30 protein-coding genes are annotated in these 26,577 nt (G+C 61.9%); 9 read left to right on the forward strand and 21 right to left on the reverse strand.

Going from position 1 to position 26,577, the window contains the following annotated elements:
- Positions 1-31 precede the first annotated feature (31 nt).
- Positions 32-934: a DMT family transporter gene (locus tag GRI69_RS05895; RefSeq protein WP_160727333.1), complete on the reverse strand. Its 903-nt coding sequence runs from the start codon at positions 932-934 to the stop codon at positions 32-34.
- Positions 935-1,220: 286 nt separating this feature from the next.
- Here GRI69_RS05895 and GRI69_RS05900 point away from each other — a divergent pair, with 286 nt between their 5' ends.
- Complete coding sequence (locus tag GRI69_RS05900; protein WP_160727334.1) at positions 1,221-2,747, forward strand: TadA family conjugal transfer-associated ATPase; 1,527 nt, start codon at positions 1,221-1,223, stop codon at positions 2,745-2,747.
- Between the two features lie 4 nt (positions 2,748-2,751).
- Here GRI69_RS05900 and GRI69_RS05905 read toward each other — a convergent pair whose 3' ends face one another.
- Positions 2,752-2,976: a hypothetical protein gene (locus tag GRI69_RS05905; RefSeq protein ID WP_160727335.1), complete on the reverse strand. Its 225-nt coding sequence runs from the start codon at positions 2,974-2,976 to the stop codon at positions 2,752-2,754.
- Between the two features lie 123 nt (positions 2,977-3,099).
- Here GRI69_RS05905 and GRI69_RS05910 point away from each other — a divergent pair, with 123 nt between their 5' ends.
- Together GRI69_RS05910 and GRI69_RS05915 are read left to right on the forward strand one after the other, a co-directional pair.
- Positions 3,100-3,231 carry an entericidin A/B family lipoprotein gene (locus tag GRI69_RS05910; protein WP_160727336.1) on the forward strand — a complete coding sequence of 44 codons (132 nt, stop codon included), beginning with the start codon at positions 3,100-3,102 and terminating at the stop codon, positions 3,229-3,231.
- Between the two features lie 3 nt (positions 3,232-3,234).
- On the forward strand, positions 3,235-3,384 hold the full coding sequence (locus GRI69_RS05915) for an entericidin A/B family lipoprotein (protein ID WP_160727337.1): 150 nt from the start codon (positions 3,235-3,237) through the stop codon (positions 3,382-3,384).
- A 57-nt stretch (positions 3,385-3,441) separates the two neighbouring features.
- On the opposite strand, the gene GRI69_RS05920 is transcribed toward GRI69_RS05915, so the two are convergent.
- The 16 genes from GRI69_RS05920 to GRI69_RS05995 form a co-directional block, all read right to left on the reverse strand.
- Entirely contained in the window at positions 3,442-4,062 is a 621-nt protein-coding gene (locus tag GRI69_RS05920) for a DUF938 domain-containing protein (RefSeq protein WP_337191032.1), read from the reverse strand.
- Entirely contained in the window at positions 4,032-5,582 is a 1,551-nt protein-coding gene (locus tag GRI69_RS16045; RefSeq protein WP_160727339.1) for a fatty acid--CoA ligase, read from the reverse strand. The genes GRI69_RS05920 and GRI69_RS16045 overlap by 31 nt, the downstream gene beginning before the upstream one ends.
- Before the next feature lie 55 nt (positions 5,583-5,637).
- Entirely contained in the window at positions 5,638-6,090 is a 453-nt protein-coding gene (locus tag GRI69_RS05930) for an ABA4-like family protein (RefSeq protein ID WP_160727340.1), read from the reverse strand.
- Between the two features lie 12 nt (positions 6,091-6,102).
- Entirely contained in the window at positions 6,103-6,798 is a 696-nt protein-coding gene (locus GRI69_RS05935; RefSeq protein ID WP_160727341.1) for an NAD(P)H-binding protein, read from the reverse strand.
- Positions 6,791-7,951: a deoxyguanosinetriphosphate triphosphohydrolase gene (locus GRI69_RS05940; RefSeq protein WP_160727342.1), complete on the reverse strand. Its 1,161-nt coding sequence runs from the start codon at positions 7,949-7,951 to the stop codon at positions 6,791-6,793. The genes GRI69_RS05935 and GRI69_RS05940 overlap by 8 nt, the downstream gene beginning before the upstream one ends.
- 155 nt (positions 7,952-8,106) lie before the next feature.
- Positions 8,107-9,237, reverse strand: a complete 1,131-nt coding sequence (locus tag GRI69_RS05945; protein ID WP_202391862.1) for a S8 family serine peptidase — start codon at positions 9,235-9,237, stop codon at positions 8,107-8,109.
- Between the two features lie 134 nt (positions 9,238-9,371).
- On the reverse strand, positions 9,372-10,061 hold the full coding sequence (locus tag GRI69_RS05950) for an aspartate/glutamate racemase family protein (RefSeq protein ID WP_160727344.1): 690 nt from the start codon (positions 10,059-10,061) through the stop codon (positions 9,372-9,374).
- 46 nt (positions 10,062-10,107) lie between these two features.
- On the reverse strand, positions 10,108-11,115 hold the full coding sequence (locus GRI69_RS05955; protein WP_160727345.1) for an alpha/beta fold hydrolase: 1,008 nt from the start codon (positions 11,113-11,115) through the stop codon (positions 10,108-10,110).
- Positions 11,112-12,128, reverse strand: a complete 1,017-nt coding sequence (locus tag GRI69_RS05960) for an SO2930 family diheme c-type cytochrome (RefSeq protein ID WP_160727346.1) — start codon at positions 12,126-12,128, stop codon at positions 11,112-11,114. The genes GRI69_RS05955 and GRI69_RS05960 overlap by 4 nt, the downstream gene beginning before the upstream one ends.
- Positions 12,125-13,327 (reverse strand): parallel beta-helix domain-containing protein, encoded by a 1,203-nt coding sequence (locus tag GRI69_RS05965; RefSeq protein ID WP_160727347.1) that lies wholly within the window; start codon positions 13,325-13,327, stop codon positions 12,125-12,127. Before GRI69_RS05965 ends, GRI69_RS05960 begins: the two co-directional genes overlap by 4 nt.
- A 55-nt stretch (positions 13,328-13,382) precedes the next feature.
- Positions 13,383-13,724, reverse strand: a complete 342-nt coding sequence (locus GRI69_RS05970; protein WP_160727348.1) for a hypothetical protein — start codon at positions 13,722-13,724, stop codon at positions 13,383-13,385.
- 3 nt (positions 13,725-13,727) lie between these two features.
- Positions 13,728-15,236, reverse strand: a complete 1,509-nt coding sequence (locus GRI69_RS05975; protein WP_419957062.1) for an NAD(P)(+) transhydrogenase (Re/Si-specific) subunit beta — start codon at positions 15,234-15,236, stop codon at positions 13,728-13,730.
- Between the two features lie 122 nt (positions 15,237-15,358).
- Positions 15,359-15,643, reverse strand: coding sequence for an NAD(P) transhydrogenase subunit alpha part 2 (locus tag GRI69_RS05980; RefSeq protein WP_160727349.1), 285 nt, complete (start codon positions 15,641-15,643; stop codon positions 15,359-15,361).
- Between the two features lie 9 nt (positions 15,644-15,652).
- Positions 15,653-16,441 carry a hypothetical protein gene (locus GRI69_RS05985; RefSeq protein ID WP_160727350.1) on the reverse strand — a complete coding sequence of 263 codons (789 nt, stop codon included), beginning with the start codon at positions 16,439-16,441 and terminating at the stop codon, positions 15,653-15,655.
- A complete protein-coding gene (locus GRI69_RS05990) occupies positions 16,438-17,556 on the reverse strand; it encodes an NAD(P) transhydrogenase subunit alpha (protein WP_202391863.1) in 1,119 nt (372 codons plus the stop codon). Before GRI69_RS05990 ends, GRI69_RS05985 begins: the two co-directional genes overlap by 4 nt.
- A 12-nt stretch (positions 17,557-17,568) precedes the next feature.
- Positions 17,569-17,694, reverse strand: a complete 126-nt coding sequence (locus tag GRI69_RS05995; RefSeq protein WP_160727352.1) for an aa3-type cytochrome c oxidase subunit IV — start codon at positions 17,692-17,694, stop codon at positions 17,569-17,571.
- A gap of 202 nt (positions 17,695-17,896) precedes the next feature.
- Here GRI69_RS05995 and GRI69_RS06000 point away from each other — a divergent pair, with 202 nt between their 5' ends.
- Positions 17,897-19,312 (forward strand): sigma-54-dependent transcriptional regulator, encoded by a 1,416-nt coding sequence (locus tag GRI69_RS06000; protein WP_160727353.1) that lies wholly within the window; start codon positions 17,897-17,899, stop codon positions 19,310-19,312.
- Between the two features lie 126 nt (positions 19,313-19,438).
- Positions 19,439-20,218: an SDR family NAD(P)-dependent oxidoreductase gene (locus GRI69_RS06005; protein ID WP_160727354.1), complete on the forward strand. Its 780-nt coding sequence runs from the start codon at positions 19,439-19,441 to the stop codon at positions 20,216-20,218.
- On the opposite strand, the gene folP is transcribed toward GRI69_RS06005, so the two are convergent.
- Together folP and GRI69_RS06015 are read right to left on the reverse strand one after the other, a co-directional pair.
- Entirely contained in the window at positions 20,215-21,327 is a 1,113-nt protein-coding gene (gene folP, locus GRI69_RS06010; protein ID WP_160727355.1) for a dihydropteroate synthase, read from the reverse strand. The two genes, GRI69_RS06005 and folP, sit on opposite strands and share 4 nt — an antisense overlap.
- Positions 21,328-21,633: 306 nt before the next feature.
- Complete coding sequence (locus GRI69_RS06015) at positions 21,634-22,770, reverse strand: site-specific DNA-methyltransferase (protein WP_160727356.1); 1,137 nt, start codon at positions 22,768-22,770, stop codon at positions 21,634-21,636.
- Between the two features lie 252 nt (positions 22,771-23,022).
- Here GRI69_RS06015 and GRI69_RS06020 point away from each other — a divergent pair, with 252 nt between their 5' ends.
- Both GRI69_RS06020 and GRI69_RS06025 read left to right on the forward strand, forming a co-directional pair.
- Positions 23,023-23,778, forward strand: coding sequence for a sulfotransferase family protein (locus GRI69_RS06020; RefSeq protein ID WP_160727357.1), 756 nt, complete (start codon positions 23,023-23,025; stop codon positions 23,776-23,778).
- Positions 23,779-23,900: 122 nt separating this feature from the next.
- A complete protein-coding gene (locus GRI69_RS06025; RefSeq protein WP_160727358.1) occupies positions 23,901-24,155 on the forward strand; it encodes a hypothetical protein in 255 nt (84 codons plus the stop codon).
- Positions 24,156-24,166: 11 nt separating this feature from the next.
- On the opposite strand, the gene GRI69_RS06030 is transcribed toward GRI69_RS06025, so the two are convergent.
- The gene (locus GRI69_RS06030; RefSeq protein ID WP_160727359.1) at positions 24,167-24,793 is read right to left on the reverse strand and encodes a ribonuclease HII; all 627 of its coding nucleotides are present in this window, start codon (positions 24,791-24,793) and stop codon (positions 24,167-24,169) included.
- Between GRI69_RS06030 and GRI69_RS06035 the strand changes: the two genes are divergently transcribed.
- Positions 24,792-25,976 (forward strand): PQQ-dependent sugar dehydrogenase, encoded by a 1,185-nt coding sequence (locus tag GRI69_RS06035; RefSeq protein WP_160727360.1) that lies wholly within the window; start codon positions 24,792-24,794, stop codon positions 25,974-25,976. The genes GRI69_RS06030 and GRI69_RS06035 overlap by 2 nt on opposite strands.
- Before the next feature lie 49 nt (positions 25,977-26,025).
- Complete coding sequence (locus GRI69_RS06040) at positions 26,026-26,571, forward strand: GNAT family N-acetyltransferase (protein WP_160727361.1); 546 nt, start codon at positions 26,026-26,028, stop codon at positions 26,569-26,571.
- Positions 26,572-26,577: the final 6 nt, after the last annotated feature.

Genomic DNA, 26,577 nt, shown 5'->3' on the forward strand with positions numbered 1-26,577 from the left:
GAAAGCACACCTAGAGGCTTCCGCCTGCCGATCAATCGGTGCGCAGCTTCACATGTTCCCGCGGCGTGCTCCACCACAGTAGCAAGCCCGCACCGATAATGATCGCTGCGCCCGCCAAGGTGAGCAGATCGGGAACGTCCCCAAACCACCACCACCCCAGGATCGTCGCGACCAGCATCTGGACATAGGTTGTGGGCGCTATCGTTGCTGCGCCTGCACGCTGGGTGCCGATATATGCCAGCCAGTGGGCGCTGCTTGCAGTGACGGCGACTACAGCGCAGCGGGCGACTATCGTCCAATCGGGCGCAGTCACCTCAAGGCTTTCAAAGCCTGAAATATGCCCGCCCACAGCGGCAAGTATCAGCAAGGGCATCGCCCCGATCTGCACGAAAACCTGCATCGAAAGGGCGCTGCCTTGTCCAGCACTTGCGCGGTTCGCAATTATCATCAGCGCGAAAAAGAAAGCAGAAGCCAGAGGCAAGAGCGCGACTAGGCCGAGTTCGGCAAGATTCGGCCGCAAGACCAGTCCGACGCCAACCAGTGCTGCCAGCGATGCAAACCAGACTGCAGACCGGACCTTCTCACCCAGCAGCGGCCCGCTGAGCAACGCCACGATTACCGGTGAGACAAAAGCCAGCGCCATGGCAGTCGCCAGCGGCATGACAAATATCGCGGAGAAGAAGCAGAGCGAAGCGGCGGCTAGGCAAAATCCGCGCGCAGCTTGCAGACGCGGATTTCGGGGACGAAAAGCTGCCTTACCTTCATTCGCCGCCAGCAGGACCGAAACACCGGCAGAACCCAGCGCAAAGCGCAGCGCCGCCACGGCCAAGGGCGACCATTCCCCCGACATGGTCTTGATCACGGCATCGCCAACGCTGAGCAGGGTAAAACCGCACAGCGCGATAAGAATACCGCTGCGTTCTGAATTTTGCATAGCGATGTGGGCAGTTCCTGGTTCAGATCACGTGGCCTCGAGCGGGCTGCGCATACAGCAATTGTCCGGCTGGGGAAGATTCAAGATGTCCAGGGGCTCGTATCGCCGAGCTGCCCAAGCTGCTCTTCCACCCCATGCAAATCGCAGAACTTTCGTTGTGCCGAGAAAATTGGTTAGGAAAAAATCAAGGTTTCCAACTTATTCACCAAACTTCCACACGCAGAATTCGCCGTCTTGAAGACAGGTGGACTGCGCGACGACGAATTCGACCTCGGGGGTTTAGGCAATGAGTGCATTCGGGCGGAAGAACGGGCCGACTGGCATGGGCGCCGGATCGCGTCCGCAATTCGGTGTCGCTCGGCCGATGCATGGCGGCGGCGCACCCGATAAAGAAGACAAGAAGCAAGCTGGCGGAGAACAGTTTCCGCCGCTCCCGCAGGACAGTGCTCCCCCTCCCGGCACAGGCGGTTCGGCCGCCAGTTCGGAAGCCATGGCGCGCCTGTCGGAACGCATGAATTCCACGCATTCTGGCGATTCGGAAGTCGGCGGTTTCGAAGCCAGCGTACACAAGATCAAGGAGCAAGTCCTTCCCCGCTTGCTCGAACGCGTCGACCCCGAGGCGGCCGCGACGCTGACGAAGGACGAACTCTCCGAAGAATTCCGTCCGATCATCATGGAAGTTCTGGCCGAACTGAAGGTCACCCTGAACCGGCGAGAACAATTTGCGCTCGAGAAGGTGCTCGTCGACGAACTGCTCGGCTTCGGCCCGCTCGAAGAACTGCTAAATGACCCAGACATTTCGGACATCATGGTCAACGGCCCCGATCAGACCTACATCGAAAAGAAGGGCAAACTGGTCATCGCGCCGATCCGCTTTCGTGATGAACAGCATTTGTTCCAAATCGCCCAGCGCATCGTTAACCAGGTCGGTCGCCGTGTCGACCAGACGACCCCATTGGCCGACGCCCGGTTGAAAGACGGGTCACGTGTCAACGTCATCGTGCCGCCGCTCTCACTACGCGGCACCGCGATCTCGATCCGTAAATTCTCCGAGAAGCCGATCACGCTCGACATGCTGCAGGGCTTCGGTTCGATGAGCGAGAAGATGTGTACGGCGCTCAAGATCGCAGGCGCCTGCCGTATGAATATCGTCATTTCGGGCGGCACGGGCTCTGGTAAAACGACGATGCTCAACGCCCTGTCAAAGATGATCGACCCGGGCGAGCGCGTTCTCACCATCGAGGACGCCGCAGAACTTCGGCTGCAGCAGCCGCACTGGCTGCCGCTCGAAACGCGCCCGCCGAACCTCGAAGGACAAGGCGCGATTACCATCGGCGACCTCGTAAAGAACGCACTGCGTATGCGCCCCGACCGCATCATTCTTGGCGAAATCCGCGGCGCGGAATGTTTCGACCTACTTGCGGCGATGAACACGGGCCACGACGGATCGATGTGTACACTTCACGCGAACAGTCCGCGCGAATGCCTCGGCCGCATGGAAAACATGATCCTGATGGGCGATATCAAAATCCCCAAGGAAGCCATCAGCCGCCAGATCGCCGAATCAGTGGATCTGGTTGTTCAGGTCAAGCGACTTCGCGACGGTTCGCGCCGCACCACCAACATCACCGAGGTGATCGGGATGGAAGGCGACGTGATCGTAACGCAGGAACTGTTCAAGTTCGAATATCTGGACGAGAGCGAGGACGGCAAGATCATGGGCGAGTATCGCAGTTCAGGCCTGCGTCCCTACACTCTAGAAAAGGCCCGCCAGTTCGGCTTCGACCAGGCCTATCTCGAAGCCTGCCTCTAGGGCTCTAGCCGCGGATCATGCCCGGTATCGCGACGGCCAGCAGCCCGCCGCCCACCACGGCGCAAATCAGAAAAAGCCCGGTCCAGGGCACCCATCCTACGCCGTCGATCTTCGCCCGCTTGGCGCGTCGGCGCTCCATCACCAGGGTGATACCGGCGAATAGCAAGAATCCCGCTCCCCAAACGGCAAGGATGTCCGCTTCGCTGGCAAATGTCAGAAATTCGCGCATCGCGGCGCCATATGGGTTGCAGCCGGTCTTCTGCCAAGCTGGCGTTCAGGGAACCGGGTTATAGCTTGGTCGTTCCTTTCTGTTGAACGCCCTATGGTCGGGCTCTTCGGGAAGGATATAACCATGATCAAGAAGCTAATGCTCGCCCTTGGAATTACCACGATGAGCCTCGCCGCCACTGCCTGCAACACAGTCCAGGGTTTTGGCGAAGACATCGAATCCGTCGGCGAAACCGGTGAGGATGTAATCGATTAAGCCATGAAAAAGAAAACAGAATTCTTCCGCAAATCCGCAATCCTCATATCGGCAGCAGCGTTATCGCTAGGCGCCGCAGGGTGTAACGCGGTCAAAGGCTTGGGGCAGGACATTGAGTCCGTCGGTCAAGCGGGCGAGGAAGCGATCGACTGATCGCGCTTCTGCATTTGCGAAGAATCACGAGACGCCCGCCCTTACCGGCGGGCGTTTCTATTTGCGGCGATACACTAGAACCAAATTATTGGCGGGCATTTCATACCTCGCCGTGCGGATGAATGCCGAACGCTGTGCCAGTTCATCCATGTCTCTGATGTGCCGCAGGCCCCACAAAGAATTGCGGCTGCGCAGGCTCTCGTCGAACGCCGCATTGGATGGAGCGGTCTTGTTCCGGTCCTCCAGATATGGTCCGTAGAGAACAAGAGGGGCACTCTTTTCGAGTATCCCCCCTGCTTTTGCAAAAAGGCTCCGGGTTGCCTCCCAAGGGCTGATATGAACCATATTGATACACACCACGGCGTCGGCCTGCGCCACCGGCCAGTCTTCCATCTCGGCGTCCAGCATTAGGGGCGGCAGGAGATTGGCAAGCCCCTCTTCCTCCGCCCAAGCCGCAATCGACCTAAGGGCGGACGCGTCCTGGTCGGTCGGCCGCCATTGCAATCCGGGAAAACGCCGCGCCATGAAAACGGCGTGCTCGCCGGTGCCACTGGCGACCTCCAGAACAAGGCCGCTCTTGGGCAATTCCTTTTCAAGTACCTCCGCTATCGGTGCGGAGTTTCGAGCGGCAGCAGGCGATGTTCGCTTCAATTGACCTGCCGCTCGCGTCCAGCCCAATAGGGTGCGCGCAAATCCTTGCGGAGGATCTTCCCGCTGGCGTTGCGGGGCATCACCTCGATCACGTCGATACTCTTGGGAACCTTGAACCCGGCAACTCTTTCCTTGGTCCATTCGATCAACGAGTCCGGATCGATCTGCTGCCCGGGCTTGGCTACGATGCAAGCCTTTACCGCTTCGCCCCAAGTATCGTCAGGCACTCCGATTACCGCAACTTCGCCCACCGCCGGGTGTCCGTAGATCGCGCTTTCGACCTGGGCTGGATAGACGTTTTCTCCCCCGGAGATGATCATGTCCTTCATCCGGTCCTGAATATAAACATAGCCATCCTCGTCCATATAGGCGGCATCGCCAGTGTGCATCCAGCCGTCCCTGAGTGAGCTTTGGGTCGCTTCGGGAAGGTTCCAGTAGCAGGCCATGTTGGAGGGGCTCCTGCAGACAAGTTCGCCCACTTCGCCGCGCAGCAATTCCTCGCCGTTCTCACCGACCACTTGCAACTCCACACCGGGCACGGCTTTCCCCGCCGATTTCATCCGCTGGTTCCCGGCCAGATCGTGATCCTCGGGCGGAAGGACGGCAATCGTGCCGGTCGTCTCGGTCATGCCGTAGCACTGCAGAAACCCGGCATCCGGGATGGTTCTTACCGCCTCGCGCAGCAGGTCGAGCGGGATCGGTGCGGCCCCATAGAGAACGTATTTGACGCCTGTCATGTTGGTCGTCTTCGCGCGTGGATGCTGGACGACCATCTGCAGGGCGGCAGGTACTATGAACAGGCGCGTTATACCCTGCTCGAACGCGTCAAGCACGCCATCGGGCGTGAATTCCTCCTGCACGATGGCGCGAATGCCCGAACCCATCGCCATGATACCCAGCCCGGTTCCGCCGATATGCGCGCAGGGCATGCAGACGAGGATCGCCTCATCCTCGTCGAAATGCGACCAGGGCTGTTCCGCATCCTGGCTTGGGAGCCGGAGGGAAAAGAGGTTGCGATTGGTCAGCACCGCCCCTTTCGGATTGCCCGTGGTTCCCGAAGTGTAGAGCTGGAGCACGGCATCGTCCGGTCCGGCAGGCACGAAATCGTCTGCCCGTGCAGCATCGATCGCGGCAGCCGCATCGGGCGTAGTCGCCACTGCGGGCGGCGTATCCATCTGGCTGCAGGCCGTCGCCGCCATGTCCTCGAAACCACGGCCAACGAAGATCAGTTTTGCGCCCGTATCGCCAAGTATGAAGCCGATCTCGGGCGCGGCCAGCCGCCAGCCGATCGGGACCATTACCGCACCCATCCTCGCAGCCGAATAGAACAGCTCGAAATAATGGCGCGAGTTCTTGCCGAGCCATGCAATCCGGTCACCCTTCCGCACGCCCCGCGCCCTCAGCATCGAAACGATCTTGCGGCTGCGCGTTTCGAGCTCGCTGAACGTCAGCGCCTCGCCTTCCTGTTCGAGAGCCGTATTATCGGGGCGCTGTGCGGCCCAGTGGCGGATGAACTGGTCGAAACTCAGCTTCGGCTCTTCACTCATGCGGCTCTCCTCTGCGGGAGCCATCATGCCATGCCGCATGACGCACGCAAGAACCCTATTGCCAGCGACCGCTTGCCCTCGCCCGGCGTTCACGCACGCCAAGCCAGACGAGCAGACCCAGCGGCCCGGCGAAGAAGGTCGCCAGCAGGATCGGAGCCTGGAGGATGCGCGAGAACCCCTTCGCATCGGCATCGCGGGCAATCCAGAGGCCGACGAAAAGATCGAAAGCGAGATAGTGGATCCAGCCTACGGTCACCCCGCCGTCGCTCGCAAAGATCGACCTGACACCCTCTATGGAACCGAAATCAAGTCCGGACCCGTTGCCGCCGACGGGGTCGAGGCCTCCGGAAAGGATCCCGAGGAGGCCGATGACATAGGCGAGACACAGCAGGCCGATGCCAAGGTAAAGCACCGCTGCAAGCAGTGCGGGCCAACGGGGTAGCGCGATCAACGCAGTCCAGCATATCAGCGCCAGGATGTTGGCGAAGGCGAATGCGATGTCCCACATGTCTTGGTTACCTCAGTCTTCGACCAGCGCTGGCAGGCTGTTAGCCGCCCGCTTGATCGCGTCATTGTCGTGGACGAACCGTCCGCGTGCCGCGCGTTTCGCGAGGGCGATCGCACCCTTGGCTACAAGATCGGCCTTGATCCCCCGATATTGCCGGTATTTGCCATGCATGAAGAGATTGGCAATCGGCGCCGCCGCTATTCCGAGGCGTTCGGCAGTGCGGCGATCATTCTCGCGTTCTCCCACCAGCAATCCGGGGCGCAGGATGTCGAGACGCGGGAAGCGCAATCGCGTGAGTTCCCGCTCGGCCTCACCCTTGACGCGCAGGTAGAAGCTTTTTGCAGCGGTGTCGGCTCCTACCGAACTCAGAGCCACGAACCGATCGACGCCATGCTCAAGAGCAGCCCGGGCAGTTTGTAGCACCAGTTCCTGATCGACCGCGCGAAAAGCCGCCTCGTCCTCTCCGGCCTTTTTCCATGTCGTGCCTAGCGCGCAGATCACCGCCTTGGGACGCAGTGCTTCGAAAACCTCACCCCATTTGGCTGGATCGGCCACGAAGTATTCGATGCGGATGCCCGAAGGGAGCGCAGCCTCTCGCCGTGCTATCGCCTGGAGACGAACATCTTCGCGCCCCACGCATTCTTCGATCACCTTGCCGCCGATCAGACCTGTGGCACCGACCAGACACAGGCGTAGTGCATCAGACATTAGAGAGTCCTTCCGGTGCCCTGCCGTAAATGCGGCGGCATTGGTCGATCGCGAAGCGGTCGGTCATCCCGGCAATGAAATCGGCGATATGGCGGCTCTTCTCCGGGTCGCCAGCGGGAAGCCGTTCGACCCAGTCGTCGGGCATTGATGCAGGGTCCTGCTGATAGGCCGCGAAAAGCTTCGCCACGACTTCGCGGGCCTTTTCGGCAGTCTGGATTTGCTCAGGATGATAGTAGAGCCGCTGGTACATGAATTTCTTGAGCCGACGTTCCTCGGCGGCAAGCGAAGGTGAAAATCCGGCGAGTTGCTTCCCCGCACTTCGCACCCCCTCGATATCCTGCATTCCCTGCACATTCTCGCGCGTATGCTTGATAACGTCGTTCACCATCAGGCCGATCTGACTGCGGATTAATTCGCGCGACTGGGTTTCACGCGGAGCATGGGGGAATCGCCGTTCGACGCGCCGGAACTGCTCGGCCAGGAAATCGATCTCCATGAGATCGTCGAGATCGAGGAAACCGGCACGCAGGCCGTCATCGATATCGTGATTGTCATAGGCGATGTCGTCCGCCACCGCAGCCACCTGCGCCTCGAGCGATGGCCATTCGCCGAGTTCGAGCGGAAAAGCCGTGTCGATTTCCGCCAAGGCCCAGTTGGCCGCTCCGACCGGGCCATTGTGCTTGGCCATGCCCTCCAGAGTTTCCCAAGTGAGATTCAGGCCAACGTGATCGGGGTAAGGACTTTCGATCCGCGTCAGCGTGCGGATTCCCTGCGCATTGTGATCATAGCCACCTGCGTGACCCATGGACTGTTCCAGGGCTTTCTCTCCCGCATGGCCGAACGGCGGATGACCGATATCATGGGCGAGGCAAAGCGCTTCGGTCAGGTCCTCGTCGAGCCCCAACTCGCGTGCGATGACGCGGCCGATCTGCGCGACCTCGATGCTGTGCGTAAGCCGCGTCCGATAATGGTCGCCGTCAGGAGCGATGAATACCTGGGTCTTCGACCGGAGGCGCCGGAAGGCGATCGAATGGATAATCCGGTCGCGGTCACGCTGGAACTCGCTGCGGGGTCCCCGCGCACCGTCGCGGTTTTCGGCGAATTCGCGTCCGCGCGAGTGCGCAGGATCGGCAGCGTAGGGAGCTCTTTGCATGGAGCTATGTGGCTTAGGTGAGCCGATTCACCTCGACAACGTGAACGAAACGCGAACCCCTCGGGTTTTCGGCAAGAAGCACCGCTGCGGCGGGCAAAAAAAGGGTCGCGTGTCCTCACGACACGCGACCCATTCAGGAATGCGACCTCAACCGATCAGTTGATGCCGATGGTGTCCGGATTTCCATCCGGATCGCCGTTCACACTTCCGCCGCTCCGCGGTGTGCCTAGCAGCAGGAGACCGGCCATGTGCGGGCTGGCCATAGAAGTTCCCGACAGCGTCGCATAGCCGCCACCCTTGTAGGTCGAGAGGATTGACGAGCCTGGCTGTGCGTAGTCAACCGGCGGGTTGCCGTAGTTCGAAAAGCTCGACCAGTTATCACCCTGCGCGAACGAACTGATGGTATAGATGTTCGGATGATTTGCGGAAGCAGGCGACTTGGTCGTGGCGCTGGTGCTTTCGTTGCCCGCTGCCAATGCGAACTCGAGTCCGCCCTGAGCAGCAGCGATGACCGCATCGTTCAGCGCCTGGCTGAATCCGCCGCCGAGCGACATGTTCGCCACGTCGTCCGAATTGGCGATCGATGCAGCATATTCGATCCCGGCGATCACGCCGCTGGTCGAACCCGAACCACGACGGTCGAGTACCTTGATCCCGACCACGGTAACGCCGGGAGCTACGCCCACCACGCCAATGCCATTGCCTTTGATGGCGGCAATCGTGCCCGCGACATGTGTTCCGTGACCATTGCCGTCATCCGCATCCTTGTCGCGCGTGAAATTGGCCGCGAGACTGACATCCACATTCAGATCGGGATGGTCGAGATCCACTCCACTGTCGATAACAAGCGCGCGGCCCGTAGCGCCCGTCTGGCCGCCACCGACGCGCGTGACACCCCAAGGAGTGGACTCGCTCGGCTGGCTTCCGCCATCGTTACCGCCGCCGCCTGGTCCCTTGCCCGGAGGCGGAGCACTGACGCTGTATACCTGGTCCTGTTCGCAATAGGCGATGCGCGGGTTGTTCGCCTGCATCTTGGCGACCGCCTGCGGGGCTGCGTTCACCGCAAACCCGCGAATGGTACGCTCGTATGTGAACTTCACGTTCGCGCCCGCAGCGCGAGCCGAACGGTTGGCTTCCGCCTTGACCTGACCCTTGCCGACCAGCCCCGGATTGAAAACGCAAACATACTGATTTTCGATTTTTTGCGCGGCGGCGGGTGTAGCCACAGCTGCGCCGGCAAGCGCAATGACGCTCGCGGTGGCGAGCCGACCCAAGTCGATTTTCATAATGCAGTCCCTTCCCATGAGTTTGAGGAAGGGGATGATGCCTTGCCGGCCCTGCAGGACAAGGCAGCTATGGTTAAATTGCCCCGAAGATTCCGGGCACGTTACAAAAATGTCGCAAATCTACAAGTTAGGTTTCATTCCAAAATCCAATCGGCCGCGGCACGGCAATGGATATCGGTTGAATCGAAGACTGGCAGGACATTTGCATCGGTGTCGACCACCAGTTCCAGTTCCGTGCAGGCCAGCACGATTGCCTTCGCACCCTGCTTTTCCTTCATGGTGATAATGGTCTTGAGTGCACGCTCGGCATCGCGCGTCACTCGGCCAAGCATCAATTCCTTGTAGATGATGCCGTCCACCAGTTCGACTTCATTGGGATCGGGCGGCAGCAGGTCCACTCCATGCGCGACCAGCCGTTGCCGGTAGAAACTCTCCGTCATGACGAAACGCGTGCCGAGCAGGGCTGCGCTTTGGCAATCCGCCTCTGCCATCGCCTTACCGACGGCATCGGCGATGTGGATCACGGGAATGGAAATCGCCTCGGCCACGCGGTCGTAGCTCTTGTGCATGGTGTTTGCGGCAATGACGATGCCTTCCGCCCCGGCAGCTTCGAGCTTGCGGGCGCTCTCCACGAGGATCGCAGCGATTGTATCCCAGTCATCGGTGTTCTTGGCGCCGACGATGCGTGAATAGTCCAGGCTATCGATCACCATGGGCGCGCTGGCCATGGGCTGCGCGCGTTTCTGCACCAGCTTGTTGATACGTTCGTAATAGGCGCGGGTGGAAATCCAGCTCATCCCGCCGATGAGACCCAATGTGCGCAAGAGTAGCGCTCCCTCTGTAACCGTTATGCCGCCCCTGTGCGGCCCATCATGATGCAGAAGTCACAACGGGCTCGGTGGATGGCGGTTCCTCGACAGGCAATTGCGGTGGTATCAGCGCATCCGAAAGCCAGATCTTCAGGTCGATCACGCTCCGCTCCCCAGCCTCTTCCATCGGAAGATGGCCGATGCCCTCGTAGGAAACGAGCGTCGCCCGCGGCAAATGCTCAGCGTACCACTCACCTGCCTCATAGGGTATCAGCGCATCATCCCTTCCCCACATCACCAGCGTGGGTATCTGCAATCGCTCGATTTCCTCGGAGGCAAAGGTGGCGCGCGCCGAGCCGAAGCGCTTCCGGGTGGCGTCGCGATTGCCCGGATAACGGGCGAGTTCCCAGTATCGATCGACGGCCTCATCCGTCACCACATCCTGGTTCGAAACGCTTTGCGACAGGCTCTTTTCGACCAGCGAACGCGGCAGGAGCTGGCTCATGATGTCGCCGATTACAGGCATACCCGCCAGTTTGAACGCGATATTGCCGCTGCCTTCTCGGGTCACCGGGGCACCCGCTGCATCGACCAGCACGAGCGCGTCCAGTCGCCACGGTTTCTCGAGCGCATAGGCCATCGCGATCCCGCCGCCCATCGAATTGCCGGCAAGGGTAAAAGTCTCGATGCCCAGTTTCTCCGTAACCGCGTCGATATCAGCTCCGAAACCCTGGGCGGAATAGTCATCGTCCGGCGCCGGGCCTGTCAGTCCGTGGCCGCGCTGGTCGAAGCGGATGACGCGGTAGTCTTCCCTCAGCCGTTCAGTCCAAGGCTCCCAAGTGTGGAGATCGGCATTGGAGCCATGGAGCAGCACGATCACCGGCGCATCGCGGGGTCCTTCGTCCCGTAGGTGAATCTCGCGGCCGTCCTCAAGCATGAGGAACTGCGAAGAACTACCCCCGTATTTGGCGCGCATTTCCGCCGGATCGGTGTCCGGGACCCGAAAAACGAGGAAGGCGATCACGAGGATCGCCGCCACCACCAGCATTCCGCGCCAAACCCATTTCACGGGGCCATGCCCTCGATCCACCGGCGCACGATTACGGTGCCTTCGTCGTCAACCGTCGACTTGCCAAGTTCGGGCATCGCGACACCGGGATCGTCGCTCAGCATGCGGTGCAGCAGAATGGATTCGTCCGGCTTGCCGGGCACGATATCGTAGAGATGCTTGCCCGCTCCTCGCCCTGCGGCAACGGGACGCTTCATGATGCCGATGGCATGCGGATCGTCCTGTTCCCAGCGCAGGTCCAGCCCGCTGTTCGACGCGGTCGCACCGGGCCGATGGCAATGGGCGCAATTCACATCGAGATAGGCGCGCGCTGCCTCATCGACGCTTACAGAGGAACGATTTTCCCAGACCGGCAGGGTGTCTGCCCCATCTGGAACCTCCCTCAAAGTAGCATTCAGCCAATCAGTCGAAAGATTGCGCGCTTTCGGGCCGATAGGAACGACCTTACCATTCAGCCCGTGGCATTCCTTGCACTGGTTCTTGTTCGGCACCCGGTAGCTTATCGTCTCTCCAGTGGGCGTAATCGCCTGAACCCGCGCACCGGCCACCGCCAGCGCCGCCTCGGTCTGTTCTTCGTTCCAGAGATAGGGGAGCGCGAGCCACCCATCGGCGCGGTGGAGGAGCACGCGGGTCTCGATAAGGCGGCGCTTGCCATTTTCCTCGAAGGCGAATGTCTTGATGAGCGCGGAGCCGACAGGGAATTCGAGCAACCCTTCCCCTGACGTGCCGAACTTTTGCCCTTCCGGCACATAGACGAAACGCAGCTTTTCCGCCCCGTCGGAATAGAGCGGAGTGTTCAGGCGGTACGGGATCACGCCAGCTACGGGTAGCTGCATGCTTGCGTCCTCGAAGAAGCCAAAGTCGGACAGAAGGCGCGGCAAGCCTTCTCTCACCGCACTGTCGCTGACCGAACTTGGTCCGCCCCCCATCGGCGCGAAGACCTCGGCCCGCACTGCGACCGATCCGGCCAGCGCAAGGCATGCGAAAGCAAGAAAGGCAGAACCGGGTCTCATCCTTCCAACCGCGCCTCCAGCTCGGCTGGCGCTCCGATGCCTTCGGTCGGAAAGCGTTCGCTGGGCGGCGGAGCTTGAAGGCGCGCGGGTGAAGCCCCGCCCATTCCCTTGCCCTGCTCTGTCAGGTTGAGCGTCCATCCCGAAACACCCGGCGCAACCTTCAGCGTCACTCCCGCTTCTCCGAGCCCGTCCCACATCAGGGGAGGCAGTTCCCCACCGAAAGCTGCCAGCAGCATCTCCGCTCCATCGATCTGCGGGTCGTAACCGCCATCGGCGATCAGGTTCGCACCCACCACCACGTTGCGCGGAACGGGATCGTAATTCTCGTCCTCGAACGGCTGCGGATAGGCGATGACCATGATCGGGGCGGTCGGATTGCCGGACAGGATATTGTTCTCGATCAGCACGCTTTCATTGGCCATCACCATGATGCCCGTCCCGCGCCGCACACCCGCCACGATATTGCCGGGCGGCGCGAAATTGGGCGTATCGTTCGCGACCACCAGATTGTTGGCCACCACCACGTTGCCGCCGCCCATCACCGGCAGGTTAGGCAAGTCGAACACCAGGATGCCGCCCGTGTTCCGCGTCGCCACGTTATGTTCGACCAAGGCGTTGCGACTGTTTTCGATTTCGATCCCCGCGACATTGGCCTCGGCAATCGAATTGCGCACGGTGATCCCGTTCGACTGGCCGACATAGATGCCCGCATCGCTGGCACCGGTGACCTTCACGCCGTCGATCAGCACTCCGGTACTTTCCACCGGATAGATACCGTAGGCCCCGTTCTCGGGATGCGGCCCGCGGGTCCAGGTTACGCGCACGCGGTGGTACACGATGTTGTCCGCGCCCTTGGATTTGACCCCATCGCCCTTGGGGTTCTCCATCGCGAAATCGCGCAGGGTGACGTTGTCGCTGGTGACCAGCAGTCCCTCACCGGCACCCTGCTGACCGGTAAAATCGAGAACCGTACCATCCATTCCCGCACCGCGAACGGTGACACCCTCGACATCGAGGCTGAGGCCGTCGGTCAGGGCATAGCGACCTGCGGCCAGCACGATTTCATCCCCCGCTTCGGCAAGGATCAAAGCCTCCTGCAGGCGCTCCTGCGCCCCCTCGCCCGGCTCGATCGTGTGGGTTTCGGCCAGCACCGGTGCAGCGCTCGCAAGAAGAATGGCAGAAATGGCAAAACGGATCATGAGTCTCTCCCTCCCGGCCCATAGTGCCGAGCGGCGAAACTATTGCAAGCGGGCCTTAGCCTGCACTGAAGGAACAGATCGCTGCGGAAGTGCCGACTACTTCGATCAGTTCGCGGTCTTCGACAGACCGAAGACGCTCCAGGAATTCGACCGTGCTGGCTGGAAGACCCGCTTCGCCTTCGCGCTCACCCAAGCGTTCGAGTTCACGAAGCTGCGAGATCGTGAGCCGCTCCGACATGCGCGCGCCCATGCATTCGGCGACCGGTTGCGGAACGCCGCGATCCACCAGCGCGCTTTCGATGCGGCCCGCGGTCACCCGCTCGAACCCGCCAAGTGCGCCCCACAGGGCGACGCCCGCCAGTGCCAACAGAACGATGACAATCAGTACCTTTCGCATGGATCAGTCGAGCGCCTTCACGATTTCCTCGACCATCTTCTTTGCATCGGACAGCAGCATCATGGTCTGGTCCATGTAGAAGACGTCGTTGTCGACACCCGCATAACCGACGCCGCCCATCGAACGCTTGATGAAAAAGACCTGCTTGGCCTTGTCCACGTCGAACACGGGCATGCCGTAGATCGGGCTTGACTTGTCGGTCTTCGCCGCCGGATTGACCACATCATTCGCGCCGATGATGAAAGCGACATCCGCCTGCGCGAATTCCGAATTGATGTCCTCCAGTTCGAAGACATTCTCATACGGCACCTGCGCTTCTGCCAGCAGCACGTTCATGTGCCCCGGCATACGGCCTGCAACCGGGTGGATAGCGTATTTGACCTCCACACCCTTTTCCTCGAGCAGATCGGCCATTTCGCGAAGGGCATGCTGCGCCTGGGCGACTGCCATACCGTACCCCGGGATGATGATCACCTTTTCCGCCTGTTCCAGCATGAAGGCGGCATCCGCAGCACTGCCCTGCTTGTAGGGTCGCTGTTCACCGCCTTCAGTGCTGCCCCCCGAGCTTGCATCGGCACCGAAGCCACCTGCAATCACGGAGAGGAAGCTGCGATTCATAGCGCGGCACATGATGTAGCTCAGGATCGCACCCGAAGAGCCGACCAGCGCGCCGGTGATGATCATCGCGGTGTTGCCGAGGGTGAAACCCATCGCCGCCGCAGCCCAGCCCGAATAGCTGTTCAGCATCGACACGACGACCGGCATGTCCGCCCCGCCGATGGGGATGATCAGCAGGAAGCCGATGGCAAAAGCGAGCACGGTCATCGCGACGATCAACGGCAGCGTTTCGGCAGGGCCGTTCGCCATCGCGAAAAGCGCGGTCAGCACGATGATCGCGGCCAGCGTAACGAGATTGATGACATGCCGGAAAGGCAGCAGGATAGGCGAACCGCTCATTTTGCCGGAAAGCTTGAGAAACGCGATGACCGAGCCCGAGAAGGTGATCGCCCCGATGGCGATGCCGAGGCCCATCTCAATCTTGCTGACCGGGGAAATTATCCCATATCCCCCGGCGATTGTGCTGCCGTCGCGCATTTCTGCGGTAAAATTGAACGTCGAGGCAACCAACCCGAAAGCCGCGGGATTGAGATAGGCCGCCCATCCCACCAGAACGGCGGCGAGGCCGACGAGGCTGTGAAAGGCCGCGACCAGTTCGGGCATTGCGGTCATGGCAATACGGCGCGCAATGAGGAAGCCGATCAGGCCGCCGATGGCAATCGCGATGCCGATCTCGACGATATTGGCAATGTCGTGCGTGACCAGCGTGGTGACCACCGCGATCAACATGCCTGCCATGCCGAAGCGGTTGCCGGTCCGGCTGGTCGACGGCGAGGACAGTCCGCGCAAAGCGAGAATGAAGAAAATACCCGCCACGAGATAGGCGAGTGCTACCCACGGGTTTACCGCTTCGCCGGTTGCCGCGTGTGCTGGAGTGGCAGACAGGCCAGCCAAAATTGCCCCCGTCGCCCCGAACGTAATCCGGGGCTGGTGTTTCCTTGCAAGCCGGGCGCCGAACTTAAGCAGAACCCCGGCTCGGGGGCCGGGGCGTCGGAGATGGGAGGTGGTGCCCTGCATCACTTCTTCTCCTTCTTCTTGTACATCGCCAGCATCCGTTCGGTTACCGCAAAGCCGCCGAAGATATTCACGCTCGCCAGCACCACACCCAGCAAGCCGAGCCACTTGGCAACTTCGCTGCCGGCCTCCGCCGCCGCGATCAGGGCCCCGACGATGATCACCGAAGAGATCGCATTGGTCACCGCCATCAGCGGCGTGTGCAGCGCGGGCGTGACCGACCAGACCACGTAATAGCCGACGAAACACGCCAGCACGAAGATCGACAGGATCGAAATGAAGTCCATCGGCTAATCCTATCCAGGGACGTGAAAGGTTCTCGCAGGGGTATAGTCGAGGAGAACCGGTCGCGCTGGCACGGGATGAACGGTCTCGACCACCGCACCTTTCTCGGTTTGTCCGGTCACTCGGAACTTGCCACCGAACATTTCGAACTCTCCGTTGCCATCCAGCGCATATCGTTCGTATTCAATCGTCTCGAATTCGCCCGGTCGCCCGATTTCCTGCCCGACAAGCACGACATTTTTGTCCGGAACGGAGCGGCGCAAAACGAACTGCATTGTGATCTCCGCAGGATACGGGTTATCTGGTGCCGCGCGATAAGGTACCGGATTGGGCAGCACTTCCCAAGCAGTCCGATACTGGGCCAAAACCGGAAAAGCGGTGCTCATCCCGTCTGCAGTAAAGACACGATCGAAGCGGGCGTCTTCATCCGTATCCTGAAAACAGGCGAATACCCTGATGAGCCGGTCATACTGTGGCGGGCTTTCGGCGTCCGTATTGGATGAGGCGCAAAACATGCGGCCTTCGCTTCCCACCGCCTGAAACAGAATTGTACCTTCCGCGACATGTCGGCCGACAAAGTCAGCCGAAGCTTCGGTCGCCTTCTCGAGCCGGACAGTGGCAATCGCTTTTACCGGAAGCCTGTGGAAGATGTCATTTTCCGCAACGAAGCCGTCGGCAGATTGCGCGCTAAACGGATCCGTCGCGAACATCGGAATGGCCGAATTCCTTTCGCCCGAAACCGAAGTGCACCCAGCCAGAGCCGCTATGGCCGAGAGGGCGCAAAGGAATCGCACCTTCATACTAACCTCTCGTTCACGACCTTGCCGCCCTGCGTAAGGCGCACGGCATCGCCGATTTCCTCGTCCAGCACGGGCTTGCCCTGATCCTTGTCCCAGAAGGCCGATAGAAAATTGTAAAGGTTACGCGCGAACAGCGCAGAGGCGTCGGCCGCGAGATGCCCGGCAGTGTTCGAATAGCCGACGATCTTCGCGCCATGCTTCTCGACCACTTCGTCCGGCTGCGATCCTTCGACATTGCCGCCCTGCGCCACAGCAAGATCGAAAATCACGCTGCCCTGCTTCATCGTCGCAATCTGCGCGTCCGAAATCAGCTTCGGTGCGGGCCGCCCCGGGATGAGCGCGGTCGTGATGACGATGTCCTGCTTGGCGATATGGCTGCTGACAAGTTCGGCCTGCGCTTTCTGGTATTCCTCGCTCATTTCGGTGGCATAGCCGCCCGAACCTTCGCCCTCGATGCCTTCTACGTTCTCGACGAAGATCGGCTTCGCCCCGAGAGACTGGATCTGTTCTTTGGTTGCGCTGCGCACGTCCGTTGCGCTGACCTGCGCGCCAAGACGCTTGGCGGTGGCGATCGCCTGCAGACCCGCCACGCCCACACCCATCACGAAGACCTTGGCCGCCTGCACCGTACCGGCGGCGGTCATCATCATCGGGAAGGCGCGACCATATTCGTTCGCAGCGGTCAGCACCGCCTTGTAACCGGCGAGGTTCGACTGGCTGGAAAGCACATCCATGCTCTGCGCGCGGGTGATGCGCGGCATGAACTCCATGCTCAACGCCTCGAAACCGCCCTTGGCGTAAGCCTCCACCCGATCCTTCTCGCGAAAGGGATCGAAGGTCGCCGCGACCCAGGCACCCGGCTTCGCGCCGGCCAGCACCATGACGTCGGGCGCCTGCACCGCCAGCACGATGTCTGCACCTTCGACCGCTTTGGGCACAGGGACCACCTCGGCCCCTGCTTCCCGGTAGGCTTCGTCGGGAATGGAAGCGGTAATGCCCGCCCCTTCCTCAACTGCGACCGTGGCGCCCAGTGCGGCGAATTTCTTCACCGTTTCGGGCGTGATGGCGACCCGGCTTTCACCGGGCGCACGCTCCTTGAGCACCGCGATCCGCATGGGCATCTGTGCTTAGCTGGAGATCAGGATGACGACGACTGCCGTGATCACGGCCAGCAGCGGGAGTACCCATTTCAGCATGTCGATGAAGGAGCTGTAGGTTCGTTTATGCGCCTTCATGTCGTTGGCGGAATCCATATTCTTAGTATCCTGTTTCGAATGGCAACTGCTGCGAGGGTCTATAATGCCCTTTCGCCAGCGGCAAGGGCATTGCGCCCCACGCCAACACCTGCCGCGGGCAACCCGGACGCGGTTAATCACGCCTTTACCCCTTCCGCTTTAATCTCTCGCCAGAAGTGCGTATGCCCCCACGGCAGCGCGCGACCGGGAGTTTACGGCGATGGCGACAGACGATGCACGGCTGCTGATGCTGGTCGACGATGAACCCGCGCAGGCCCGCGTCATTTCGGGACTCGCAGGGCGCGAAGGCTGGCGGGTTCTGGTCATGGAAAGCTGCGAGGCGGCGCTGGAGGCGCTTTGCTCTGCCGACGGTTTCGAAGTCCATACCGTTCTCATCGACAACCGCGTTGCAGGGACGAACGCCTGCGATTTCATCCGTGCCGTGAAGAGCGAACGGCCCGAGATTGCAGTACTGATGCTTACTGCCAGTTCCTCCCCCCTCCTCGCGGTCGAAGCGATGCGCGCTGGTGCCAATGATTACCTCATCAAGCCGGTCGCGCCCGAACGACTGCTGGTCGCGCTCGACAGTACGGCGCGGTTCACGGCGGCGCGGGACGAATTGCAGCCGCTGTCCGAAAAGCTCTCTCCCATTCTCGAATTCGACGCGATGGTGGGCACCGACACCCATTTTCGGACCGCCCTGGCTAAGGCTGCCACTGCGGCGCGCGGCCACGGACACGTCCTGATCGAAGGCGAAAGCGGCACCGGCAAGCAGATGCTGATGCAGACGATCCAGCATTCCTCATCTCGCGCCAAAGCGCCGATGCGCCATGTCCATTGCGCGGGGTTGCCGCAGACAACGCTCGAATCCCTCCTTTTCGGCCACGAGAAAGGCGCGATTGCCGGGGCTTTCGACCGACAGGAAGGCGCCCTTGCTGCTTGCGATACGGGTACGGTCCTGCTGGCCGGCATCGATGCCCTGCCCATAGAGATACAGGATCGGCTGGCGGAAGTTCTGGACAGCGGCATCGTCCGCCCGACCGGGGCTGCACACGGCTTTCGGATCGACGTCCGCATCCTAGCTGCATCGCGCAGGCCGCTCGAGATGCTGGTGGAGGACGGGCGATTTTCCGCTGCCCTCCAGGAAAAGCTCTCCGCCACCCGCATCGTCATGCCTCCGCTGCGGGAGCGGGCCGGAGACATCCCCGCCCTCACCCGCTATTTCCTGTCAGGCATCGGCGAGCTGGAAGGCATGAGCCGGCACTCCATCGCCGACAGCGGCCTGTCGCTCCTGGAAGCCTACGACTGGCCGGGCAATGTCGGCCAGCTGCAGACAGTGCTGTTCCGCGCCTGCGTCCACGAACGCCGGGAATCGCTCACCGCCCACAGCTTCCCGCACCTTGCCGAAATGCTCGGCGATGCCGACCGGGGCGAGAGCAAGACGCGCGGCCTCGGTGTGCTTCTCTACGAAGACGACGGCAATATCCGCCCGCTGGAAGAAATCGAGGCCGATGTAATCCGCCTCGCCATCGGACACTATCGCGGCAAGATGACCGAAGTCGCCCGTCGCCTCGGCATCGGGCGCTCCACGCTCTATCGCAAGCTCAGCGAACTGGGCATCGACAACGCGGCCTGAGCTTGGCAAAATGCGGCCACGCATTCGAGGAGCAAGTCAGGTGAACTAAGGCAACCGCCACGGCGGATATCCATGGGCCCATTTTTGGTCCGATCTGCCACACCTGAATCTCCCGAAGGTTACGATATGCAAAAACTGAAAGACTCGCGGTGCGTGGTCACCGGCGGTGCCCGCGGTATTGGCAAAGCGGTTTGTGCCGCATTCGCCGAAGAGGGCGCGCACGTCGTGCTGACCGATATCGATGAAGCCGAAGGTAGGAAAGTGGCCGAAGAGACTGGCTGCGAATTCGCGAAGCTGGATGTCTCCAGCGAAGCCGACTGGGCCGCTTTTGCCGAACGTTTCCCCGCCATCGACGTGCTGGTCAACAACGCCGGCATCACCGGGTTCGAGGACGGCCCCGCCGCGCACGATCCGGAGAATGCCAGCCTCGCCGAATGGCACCGCGTCCACGCGGTCAACACCGACGGCTGCTTCCTCGGCTGCCGCTATGCCCTGCGCGCCATGAAGGCGACAGGCGAAGGATCGATCATTAACATGTCCTCGCGATCCGGCCTCGTCGGCATACCCGGCGCCGCGGCCTATGCGGCAAGCAAGGCAGCGATGCGCAATCATACCAAGTCGGTGGCACTCTATGCTGCGCAGCAGGGCCGGAAAATCCGCTGCAACTCGGTCCATCCCGCAGCAATCCTCACCCCGATCTGGGAGCCGATGCTGGGCGATGGGCCCGATCGCAATGCGAAAATGGCGCAGCTGGTCGCGGACACGCCGCTCAAACGCTTCGGCACGGTGGAAGAGGTCGCCGCGCTATGCGTCTACCTCGCATCTCCCGAAAGCGCCTACATGACGGGTGCCGAACTCACGCTCGATGGCGGTCTGCTGGCGGGAAGCGCCGCTTCACCCGGTTAGTCCGGCAAATCCCCGAAATCGGTCAGCGCCGCATCGCGCAAGCCGCGCCAGACATTACGCGCCTGAACGGTTTCGGGGACATCATGGACGCGGTGCAGCTGGACCCCCGCATCCATCCCCTTGAGCGCCAGTGCGACACTGCCGCCGAGCCGCTGGTCTGCCCCCGCCTCGTTGGACAAAGCCCCGATCATCCGCTTGCGGCTCGCGCCGAGCAGCAGCGGATGGCCGAGCGCATGGAACAGCGGCAGGGCATTGATGAGCGCGAGATTATCGGCAACGCTCTTGCCGAAGCCGATGCCGGGATCGAGCAGCATGCGACTGGCTTCGATGCCCGCCTCCAGCGCAGCATCGCGGCGTTTGCGAAGCTCGTCGAAGACGTCGAACACTACGTTCGTATAGTCTCCGCCCTCGTGCAAATCCTCGCCGTTACCGGGCGCGTGCATCAGGATGACCGGGCAGCCGGCCTTGGCAACCATCTCCGCCGCGCGCGGATCGTAGGTGAGGCCCGAGACGTCGTTGATAAGGCTCGCCCCGGCACCCAGCGCGGCCTCCATCACAGCCGCTTTGCGCGTGTCCACGCTGACCGCAGCGCCCATCGCGGCGCACATCTCGATCGCGGGAACGACCCGTTCGATCTCGTCGCCTTCCCACACAGCTTTCGCGCCCGGCCGCGTGCTTTCGCCGCCCACGTCGATGATCGCCGCCCCCGCTTCGAGCATGCGCGCGGCCTGTTCGCGCTGAACGTCGGGTTTATCCATGAACTCGCCGCCGTCGCTGAAACTGTCGGGGGTGACGTTGAGGATGCCCATCACCTGCGGCTGGTCGAGCCGGATGGTGCGCTCCCCCAGTTCGAGCGCCGGATGCGCCAGCGTGAGATTGGCCCATTGCTGCTCCGCATCTGCAGCCACTTCGTCGGGAAGTTGCCCCATCAGCTCCGCGATCGTGTCGGGCGCAGCAAGCCAGCGTTCGACGATCCGGCCATCGCGGCGCAGCACCACCGCAAAGCGGCTGGCATAAACCATCCCGCCGCCCAGCCGGATGGCATTGCCATGTTCCGATTGGGGTCCGGGGGCGAAGCCGATAGGGCGGATGTAAATGCGGTCGTTCATACGGAGAATTCTACTGCAAGCCGAGACCTTGACCGGGTGTTACACGGTCCAGGGGCAAAAACAGTCGGCTTATGGGAAAAACCGTCAGCTTGTGGAAATAAGCGTCGGCTTGTCCACCCGATCTGACAGCTTGCCTTGGGCAGCCTGTCGGCTTGCACTGTTTCATGCGCAAACGGGTGCGGCGATGGTCGCCCACAGGGCGGAAGAAGGGCATTTCGGTCATGGCTCTGGCGGTAGCGTGTTGCGGCGGAGTAGGACAGCCGCTCACTCAAGATGGATCCGAGGTGACAGGGATTTGCCCTTACCTCAGTCCTCCACCGCCAGCAGATACAGCTGCCGCGCGGCGTCGATGGGTTTCACTTCGCCGCCCGCCTCGTAGTGCCAGAAGGTCCAGCCGTTGCAGCTGGGGGCGCCCTGCAGGTCCTTGCCGAGGCCGTGGATGCTGCCGGTCTGCTTGCCGATGGCCAGTGAACCGTCCGCGCGCACCGTTGCCGTCCAGCGGCGTTTCTTGTCGAAGACTTCCGTTCCCGGCGCGATGAATCCGTTTTCCACCAGTGCGCCGAAGGCCACCTTGGGGGCGCTGCGGCCCGCCTGCATGGTGGTGAGCGCACTTTCGTCGAGCGGGAGCTCCTTCTCGATTCGCTTCAGCGCCGCGTCGCGGTAGACGTTCTCGCGCTCGCACCCGATCCATTCGCGGCCCAGGCGCTTGGCCACCGCGCCGGTGGTGCCGGTACCGAAGAAGGGGTCGAGCACCACGTCGCCGCGCTCCGTCGTCGACAGCAGCACGCGGTAGAGCAGCGCTTCGGGTTTCTGTGTCGGGTGCACCTTGTGCCCGCCCTCTTTCAGACGTTCCGCCCCGTTGCAGATCGGCAGGACCCAGTCGCTGCGCATCTGCAGTTCGTCGTTCAAGGTCTTCATCGCGCGGTAGTTGAAGTGGTATTTCGCCTTCTCGCCCTGCGAGCACCACAGCAGCGTCTCATGCGCATTGGTGAAGCGGGTGCCGCGAAAATTGGGCATGGGATTAGACTTGCGCCAGACGATGTCGTTGAGGATCCAGAAGCCCAGGTCCTGCAGGATCGCGCCGACGCGGTAGATGTTGTGATAGCTGCCAATCACCCACAGCGCACCATCGGGCTTGAGGATGCGTTTCGCCTCGATCAGCCAGTCCCGCGTGAAATCGTCATAGATCTTGAAGCTGTCGAACTGGTCCCAGTGATCGGTCACCGCATCGACATGGCTGCCGTCGGGCCGGTTGAGATCGCCGCCGAGCTGGAGATTGTATGGCGGGTCGGCGAAAACAAGGTCGATCGAGCCGCTGGGGATCGAGCGCATGGCTTCCACGCAGTCGCCATCGAGGATCTGCCCGAGGGGCAGTTCCACCGAAAGCTGCTTCTGTCTTGCCGGCGCCTTGGCGCGCGGCTTCGTGGTCTCAAGGACCGCCATGCCGATACCCCCGTCTGAAGTTATCCACAGGGTGAGTCCAAATGGATTCCGGGTCAAGTCAGTTGTTTAGGCAGGCTCTCTAAAGATGGTGTTAACCATGTGAGAACGAAACGAGTCCCCCACCAGATGTTGAGTCCGCCTAGTTCGCGCAGGCTCCAGATGGTGGGGTGTGGCCCAATGGACTCATTTCCCATTCCGAATTTCTGCCCCTGTGCTAGCTTCGCGCGGGGTCGCCTCTGGTGGGAGGCTGGCATGGCATTGAAAGTAATCGACGCAGGCGTTGGACGCACAGCGACCTTCACGATGAAATTCGCACTCGAACATATCGGAATGGGTCCTTGTTTTCACATGGCGGAGCTCTTCGCCGATGTCCGCCGGCAGGTGCCGCTGTGGCTGGATGCGATCGAGGGCAGGCCCGACTGGGACGAAATCTTCCGCGGGTTCCATTCCACGGTCGATTATCCCTCTGCCTCCTACTGGCGCGAACTGGCGGCATATTACCCGGACGCGAAAGTGGTGCTGACCACACGCGATGCGGACAGCTGGTTCGAATCGGTGAGCGAGACGATTTTCTCCGATGCCATGCAGGCGCATCTTGTCGGCACGCCGATGGGCGCCATGATGAAGGGCGCGATATTCGACCATTTCGAGGGCGGCGATATCCACGACCGGGCATACATGACCGACTGGTTCGAAAAGCGGAATGCCGAAGTTATTGCCAGCCTGCCCGCAGAGCGCCTGCTCGTCTTCCACCCGAAGGACGGGTGGGAACCTCTCTGCCGCTTTCTCGAAGTCCCGGTCCCGCCCGAACCCTTTCCCCGCGTGAACAGCCGCGACGAGCTTTCGGCAGCGAACGAGCAGGAAGGCGGAATGGCAAAGAGCGAAGACGCGGCCGAGAGCTTCGGCAAGGCCTATATCGAGACGCTGCGCGCCAAGGCTTTTGCAGCTTCGGGAATCTATTCGGCGGAACGTGCTTGCTCCGGGGCAGCCGACCTTGCCGCAACTTGAGGTAGTGCGGCGCGAGGTCTAAACTCGGTTCACAAGAAGGTCTTCTGATCGACCCTCTACCCTGAACATTCCTATCGCAGGTTATAACAAAAAGGCTCGCCAACCTGCCGGGAGAGCCCTGTATGCCTCAGTATCGCCTCAAATACTCAGATTCCGTCCACAGCGTCGAGAGCATCTATTTCGAAGCGCGCACGCTTGGCGGAGCCTTGGACATCGCCAGGAAAAGTGCCCTCGGCGAATGGGCCGAGCTGTCCGAAGACGGACGCCCCGTATGCTCGCTGGAACTGGTTTCCGACGATGGCGTATGGCTGGTCGGCGCACCCGATTGCCGAAGCGCCATCCAGCGGATCGAAATCCCGAACCCCCAGCCTTCCTGAGCACGCACGCCTCAGGCGAAAAGGTCCGCCTGAGCCACGGGCGCGAAGCTGCGGCGGTGGAGCGGCGTCGGGCCGTGGAGGCGCAGCGCTTCCATGTGTTCCTTCGAGCCGTAACCCTTGTTCCGGTCCCATCCGTAGTGCGGATGGTTCAGGGCGGCTTGCACCATCAGCCGGTCGCGATATTCCTTGGCGAGGATGGATGCGGCGGAGATGCAGGCTTCCTTGCCGTCACCCCCCACGATCGCCCGCGCCGGCCAGCGCCATTCGCTGCGGCGGCCGGCCGGCGTGAGGTTGCCGTCGATCAGCACCTCCACCGGCTCGCAATTCAGCGCCTCGATCACCCGCTGGGTGGCCAGGGTCATGGCAAGCATGGTCGCGCCGAAAATATTGAGCCGGTCGATCTCTTCCGGGCCCACCACTGCCAGTCCCCATGCGCAGCGGCGCTGGATTTGCGGCTCCAGCGTGGAACGTCGCGCCGCCGAAAGTTTTTTCGAATCATCAAGGCCGCCGGGACAGGGCTTGCAAAGAACCACGGCGGCAGCGACTACAGGCCCGGCCAAGGGGCCGCGTCCGGCCTCGTCCACCCCCACCACGAGCGGGGCGTCGCGAAGTCCATTTTCGGGAGTTGAAGCGAACATGAAGCGTATACCGATCCTTGCCGCCACCCTATCGCCGCTGCTGATGGCTGCAAGCTGCGGCGGTTCTTCATCCACCATTGGTGGGGGCGATCCCGTATCGACTCCGTCGCCATCGCCCGGCGCGTTCGACGGAAATTTCGCAATGGCCGAACACGGTACCTTCGACGAACCGTGGGCTTCGGCCTTCATTCCCGGCACTTCGATGCTGTTCATCACCGAAAAGCCGGGCACAGCGAAAATCTACGATACGCAGGACGAGCGCCTGATCACCGTCAGCGGCTTGCCGCAGGTCGATTACGGCGGCCAGGGCGGCCTCGGCGACGTGGCTTTCCTGCCATCCGAAAGCTCGGCTACGGTGGCGGAGCGGACCATTTACCTGAGTTGGGCGGAAGCCGGGAGCGGCGATACGCGCGGTGCAGTCGTCGGGCGCGGGCAACTGGTCTGCGCCGAGGCAAATGCCTGCACCATCCAAGGCCTCGACGTGCTCTGGCGCCAGACACCCAAGGTGACGGGGCGCGGCCACTATTCGCATCGCATCGTCTTCAGCCCTGACGAACAGTACATGTTCGTTTCCAGCGGCGACCGGCAGAAGAAGACCCCTGCGCAGGACACGTCGAACACGCTCGGCAGCATCGTACGGCTCAATCTCGACGGTTCGGCCGCCGCCGGCAATCCACTGGCCAGCGAGGGCAGCCCGTCGGACGAAATCTGGGCATACGGAACGCGCAACATCCTGAGTTTGGATTTCGACGATCAGGGACGCCTGTGGGAAATCGAACACGGCCCGCAGGGCGGTGACGAGCTCAACCTGGTCGAGCGCGGCGCGAATTACGGCTGGCCCGTCCGCTCCAACGGCATCAATTACGATGGCAGCGATATTCCGGACCATTCGGCCGATGACGGGTTCACCAAGCCGGTCATCAGCTGGACCCCGGTGATCGCGCCGGGCAACATGATCTTCTACGGCGGCGATCTGTTCTCGGGCATGGACGGCGATCTGATCGTGGCCGGGCTGAAGACGCAGGCACTGATCCGGATCGGCTTCGACGGCACCAATGCCCGCGAAGTCGCGCGCTATGACATGGGCGAACGTATCCGTCAGGTGGTCCATGGACCCGATGGCGCGCTCTGGGTGCTGGAAGACGGCGAAGGCGGGCGGCTGCTGGAACTTCGCCCCGAGTAAGCCAAAATTGATCGACAGCCATGGGCCGCGCTTCTAAGCGGCGCGGCCCATGGCGACTCTCGTTCCCCTGTCCGCGGTCGATGCCGCATTGCTCGAGCAACTGCTCGACGCCGCTTTCGGCGACGGACGTCATGCACGCACCGCCTACCGCATTCGCGAAGGCGTGGAATGGCTGCCCGGCCTCAGCTTCGCCGCGCTCGACGAGGACGATTACCTGGCAGGCTCGATCCAGCTCTGGCCGGTCGCGCTCACCGATCCGAAGGGCCGCCCCCATCCGCTGATCATGGTCGGACCGGTGGCAGTGATGCCCGGCCGGCAGGGTGAGGGCTTCGGCAAGGCACTGATGGCCGCGAGCCTCGGGGCGATCGACGCGGCATTCGAGGACGGCGCCCCGCCCTATCCGCAGGTGATGATCGGCGATCCGGATTATTACGACCGCTGGGGCTTCACCGCCGAACATACCGGCGGCTGGCACTGCCCCGGCCCGTTCGATCGCCACCGGCTGCTTCTGCGCACCGGGAACCCGGCGATCCTGCCCGGCGAGGGGATGCTCGGTCCCTGGACGCCGGAGACGAGCGAACACTTGGCGAAATAGCCGCGC

The sequence above is a fragment of the Qipengyuania vulgaris genome, assembly GCF_009827325.1.
Classification (GTDB): Bacteria; Pseudomonadota; Alphaproteobacteria; order Sphingomonadales; family Sphingomonadaceae; genus Qipengyuania; species Qipengyuania vulgaris.

Excerpts from the sequence above, each read along its gene's own strand:
- GRI69_RS05940 (WP_160727342.1), bottom strand. The coding sequence starts at position 7,951 with ATGCAAAGAGCTCCCTACGCTGCCGATCCTGCGCACTCGCGCGGACGC.
- GRI69_RS06020 (WP_160727357.1), top strand. The coding sequence starts at position 23,023 with ATGGCATTGAAAGTAATCGACGCAGGCGTTGGACGCACAGCGACCTTC.
- GRI69_RS05970 (WP_160727348.1), bottom strand. The coding sequence starts at position 13,724 with ATGCGAAAGGTACTGATTGTCATCGTTCTGTTGGCACTGGCGGGCGTC.
- folP (WP_160727355.1), bottom strand. The coding sequence starts at position 21,327 with ATGAACGACCGCATTTACATCCGCCCTATCGGCTTCGCCCCCGGACCC.
- GRI69_RS05990 (WP_202391863.1), bottom strand. The coding sequence starts at position 17,556 with ATGCGGATCGCGGTGCTCAAGGAGCGTGCGCCCGGTGAAAGCCGGGTC.
- GRI69_RS05945 (WP_202391862.1), bottom strand. The coding sequence starts at position 9,237 with ATGAAAATCGACTTGGGTCGGCTCGCCACCGCGAGCGTCATTGCGCTT.
- GRI69_RS05915 (WP_160727337.1), top strand. The coding sequence starts at position 3,235 with ATGAAAAAGAAAACAGAATTCTTCCGCAAATCCGCAATCCTCATATCG.
- GRI69_RS06035 (WP_160727360.1), top strand. The coding sequence starts at position 24,792 with ATGAAGCGTATACCGATCCTTGCCGCCACCCTATCGCCGCTGCTGATG.
- GRI69_RS05960 (WP_160727346.1), bottom strand. The coding sequence starts at position 12,128 with ATGAGACCCGGTTCTGCCTTTCTTGCTTTCGCATGCCTTGCGCTGGCC.
- GRI69_RS06040 (WP_160727361.1), top strand. The coding sequence starts at position 26,026 with ATGGCGACTCTCGTTCCCCTGTCCGCGGTCGATGCCGCATTGCTCGAG.
- GRI69_RS05930 (WP_160727340.1), bottom strand. The coding sequence starts at position 6,090 with ATGTGGGACATCGCATTCGCCTTCGCCAACATCCTGGCGCTGATATGC.
- GRI69_RS05965 (WP_160727347.1), bottom strand. The coding sequence starts at position 13,327 with ATGATCCGTTTTGCCATTTCTGCCATTCTTCTTGCGAGCGCTGCACCG.
- GRI69_RS05895 (WP_160727333.1), bottom strand. The coding sequence starts at position 934 with ATGCAAAATTCAGAACGCAGCGGTATTCTTATCGCGCTGTGCGGTTTT.
- GRI69_RS05985 (WP_160727350.1), bottom strand. The coding sequence starts at position 16,441 with ATGAAGGTGCGATTCCTTTGCGCCCTCTCGGCCATAGCGGCTCTGGCT.
- GRI69_RS05935 (WP_160727341.1), bottom strand. The coding sequence starts at position 6,798 with ATGTCTGATGCACTACGCCTGTGTCTGGTCGGTGCCACAGGTCTGATC.
- GRI69_RS06015 (WP_160727356.1), bottom strand. The coding sequence starts at position 22,770 with ATGGCGGTCCTTGAGACCACGAAGCCGCGCGCCAAGGCGCCGGCAAGA.
- GRI69_RS06030 (WP_160727359.1), bottom strand. The coding sequence starts at position 24,793 with ATGTTCGCTTCAACTCCCGAAAATGGACTTCGCGACGCCCCGCTCGTG.
- GRI69_RS06025 (WP_160727358.1), top strand. The coding sequence starts at position 23,901 with ATGCCTCAGTATCGCCTCAAATACTCAGATTCCGTCCACAGCGTCGAG.
- GRI69_RS05980 (WP_160727349.1), bottom strand. The coding sequence starts at position 15,643 with ATGGACTTCATTTCGATCCTGTCGATCTTCGTGCTGGCGTGTTTCGTC.
- GRI69_RS05910 (WP_160727336.1), top strand. The coding sequence starts at position 3,100 with ATGATCAAGAAGCTAATGCTCGCCCTTGGAATTACCACGATGAGCCTC.
- GRI69_RS05905 (WP_160727335.1), bottom strand. The coding sequence starts at position 2,976 with ATGCGCGAATTTCTGACATTTGCCAGCGAAGCGGACATCCTTGCCGTT.
- GRI69_RS05900 (WP_160727334.1), top strand. The coding sequence starts at position 1,221 with ATGAGTGCATTCGGGCGGAAGAACGGGCCGACTGGCATGGGCGCCGGA.
- GRI69_RS16045 (WP_160727339.1), bottom strand. The coding sequence starts at position 5,582 with ATGAGTGAAGAGCCGAAGCTGAGTTTCGACCAGTTCATCCGCCACTGG.
- GRI69_RS06000 (WP_160727353.1), top strand. The coding sequence starts at position 17,897 with ATGGCGACAGACGATGCACGGCTGCTGATGCTGGTCGACGATGAACCC.
- GRI69_RS05995 (WP_160727352.1), bottom strand. The coding sequence starts at position 17,694 with ATGGATTCCGCCAACGACATGAAGGCGCATAAACGAACCTACAGCTCC.
- GRI69_RS06005 (WP_160727354.1), top strand. The coding sequence starts at position 19,439 with ATGCAAAAACTGAAAGACTCGCGGTGCGTGGTCACCGGCGGTGCCCGC.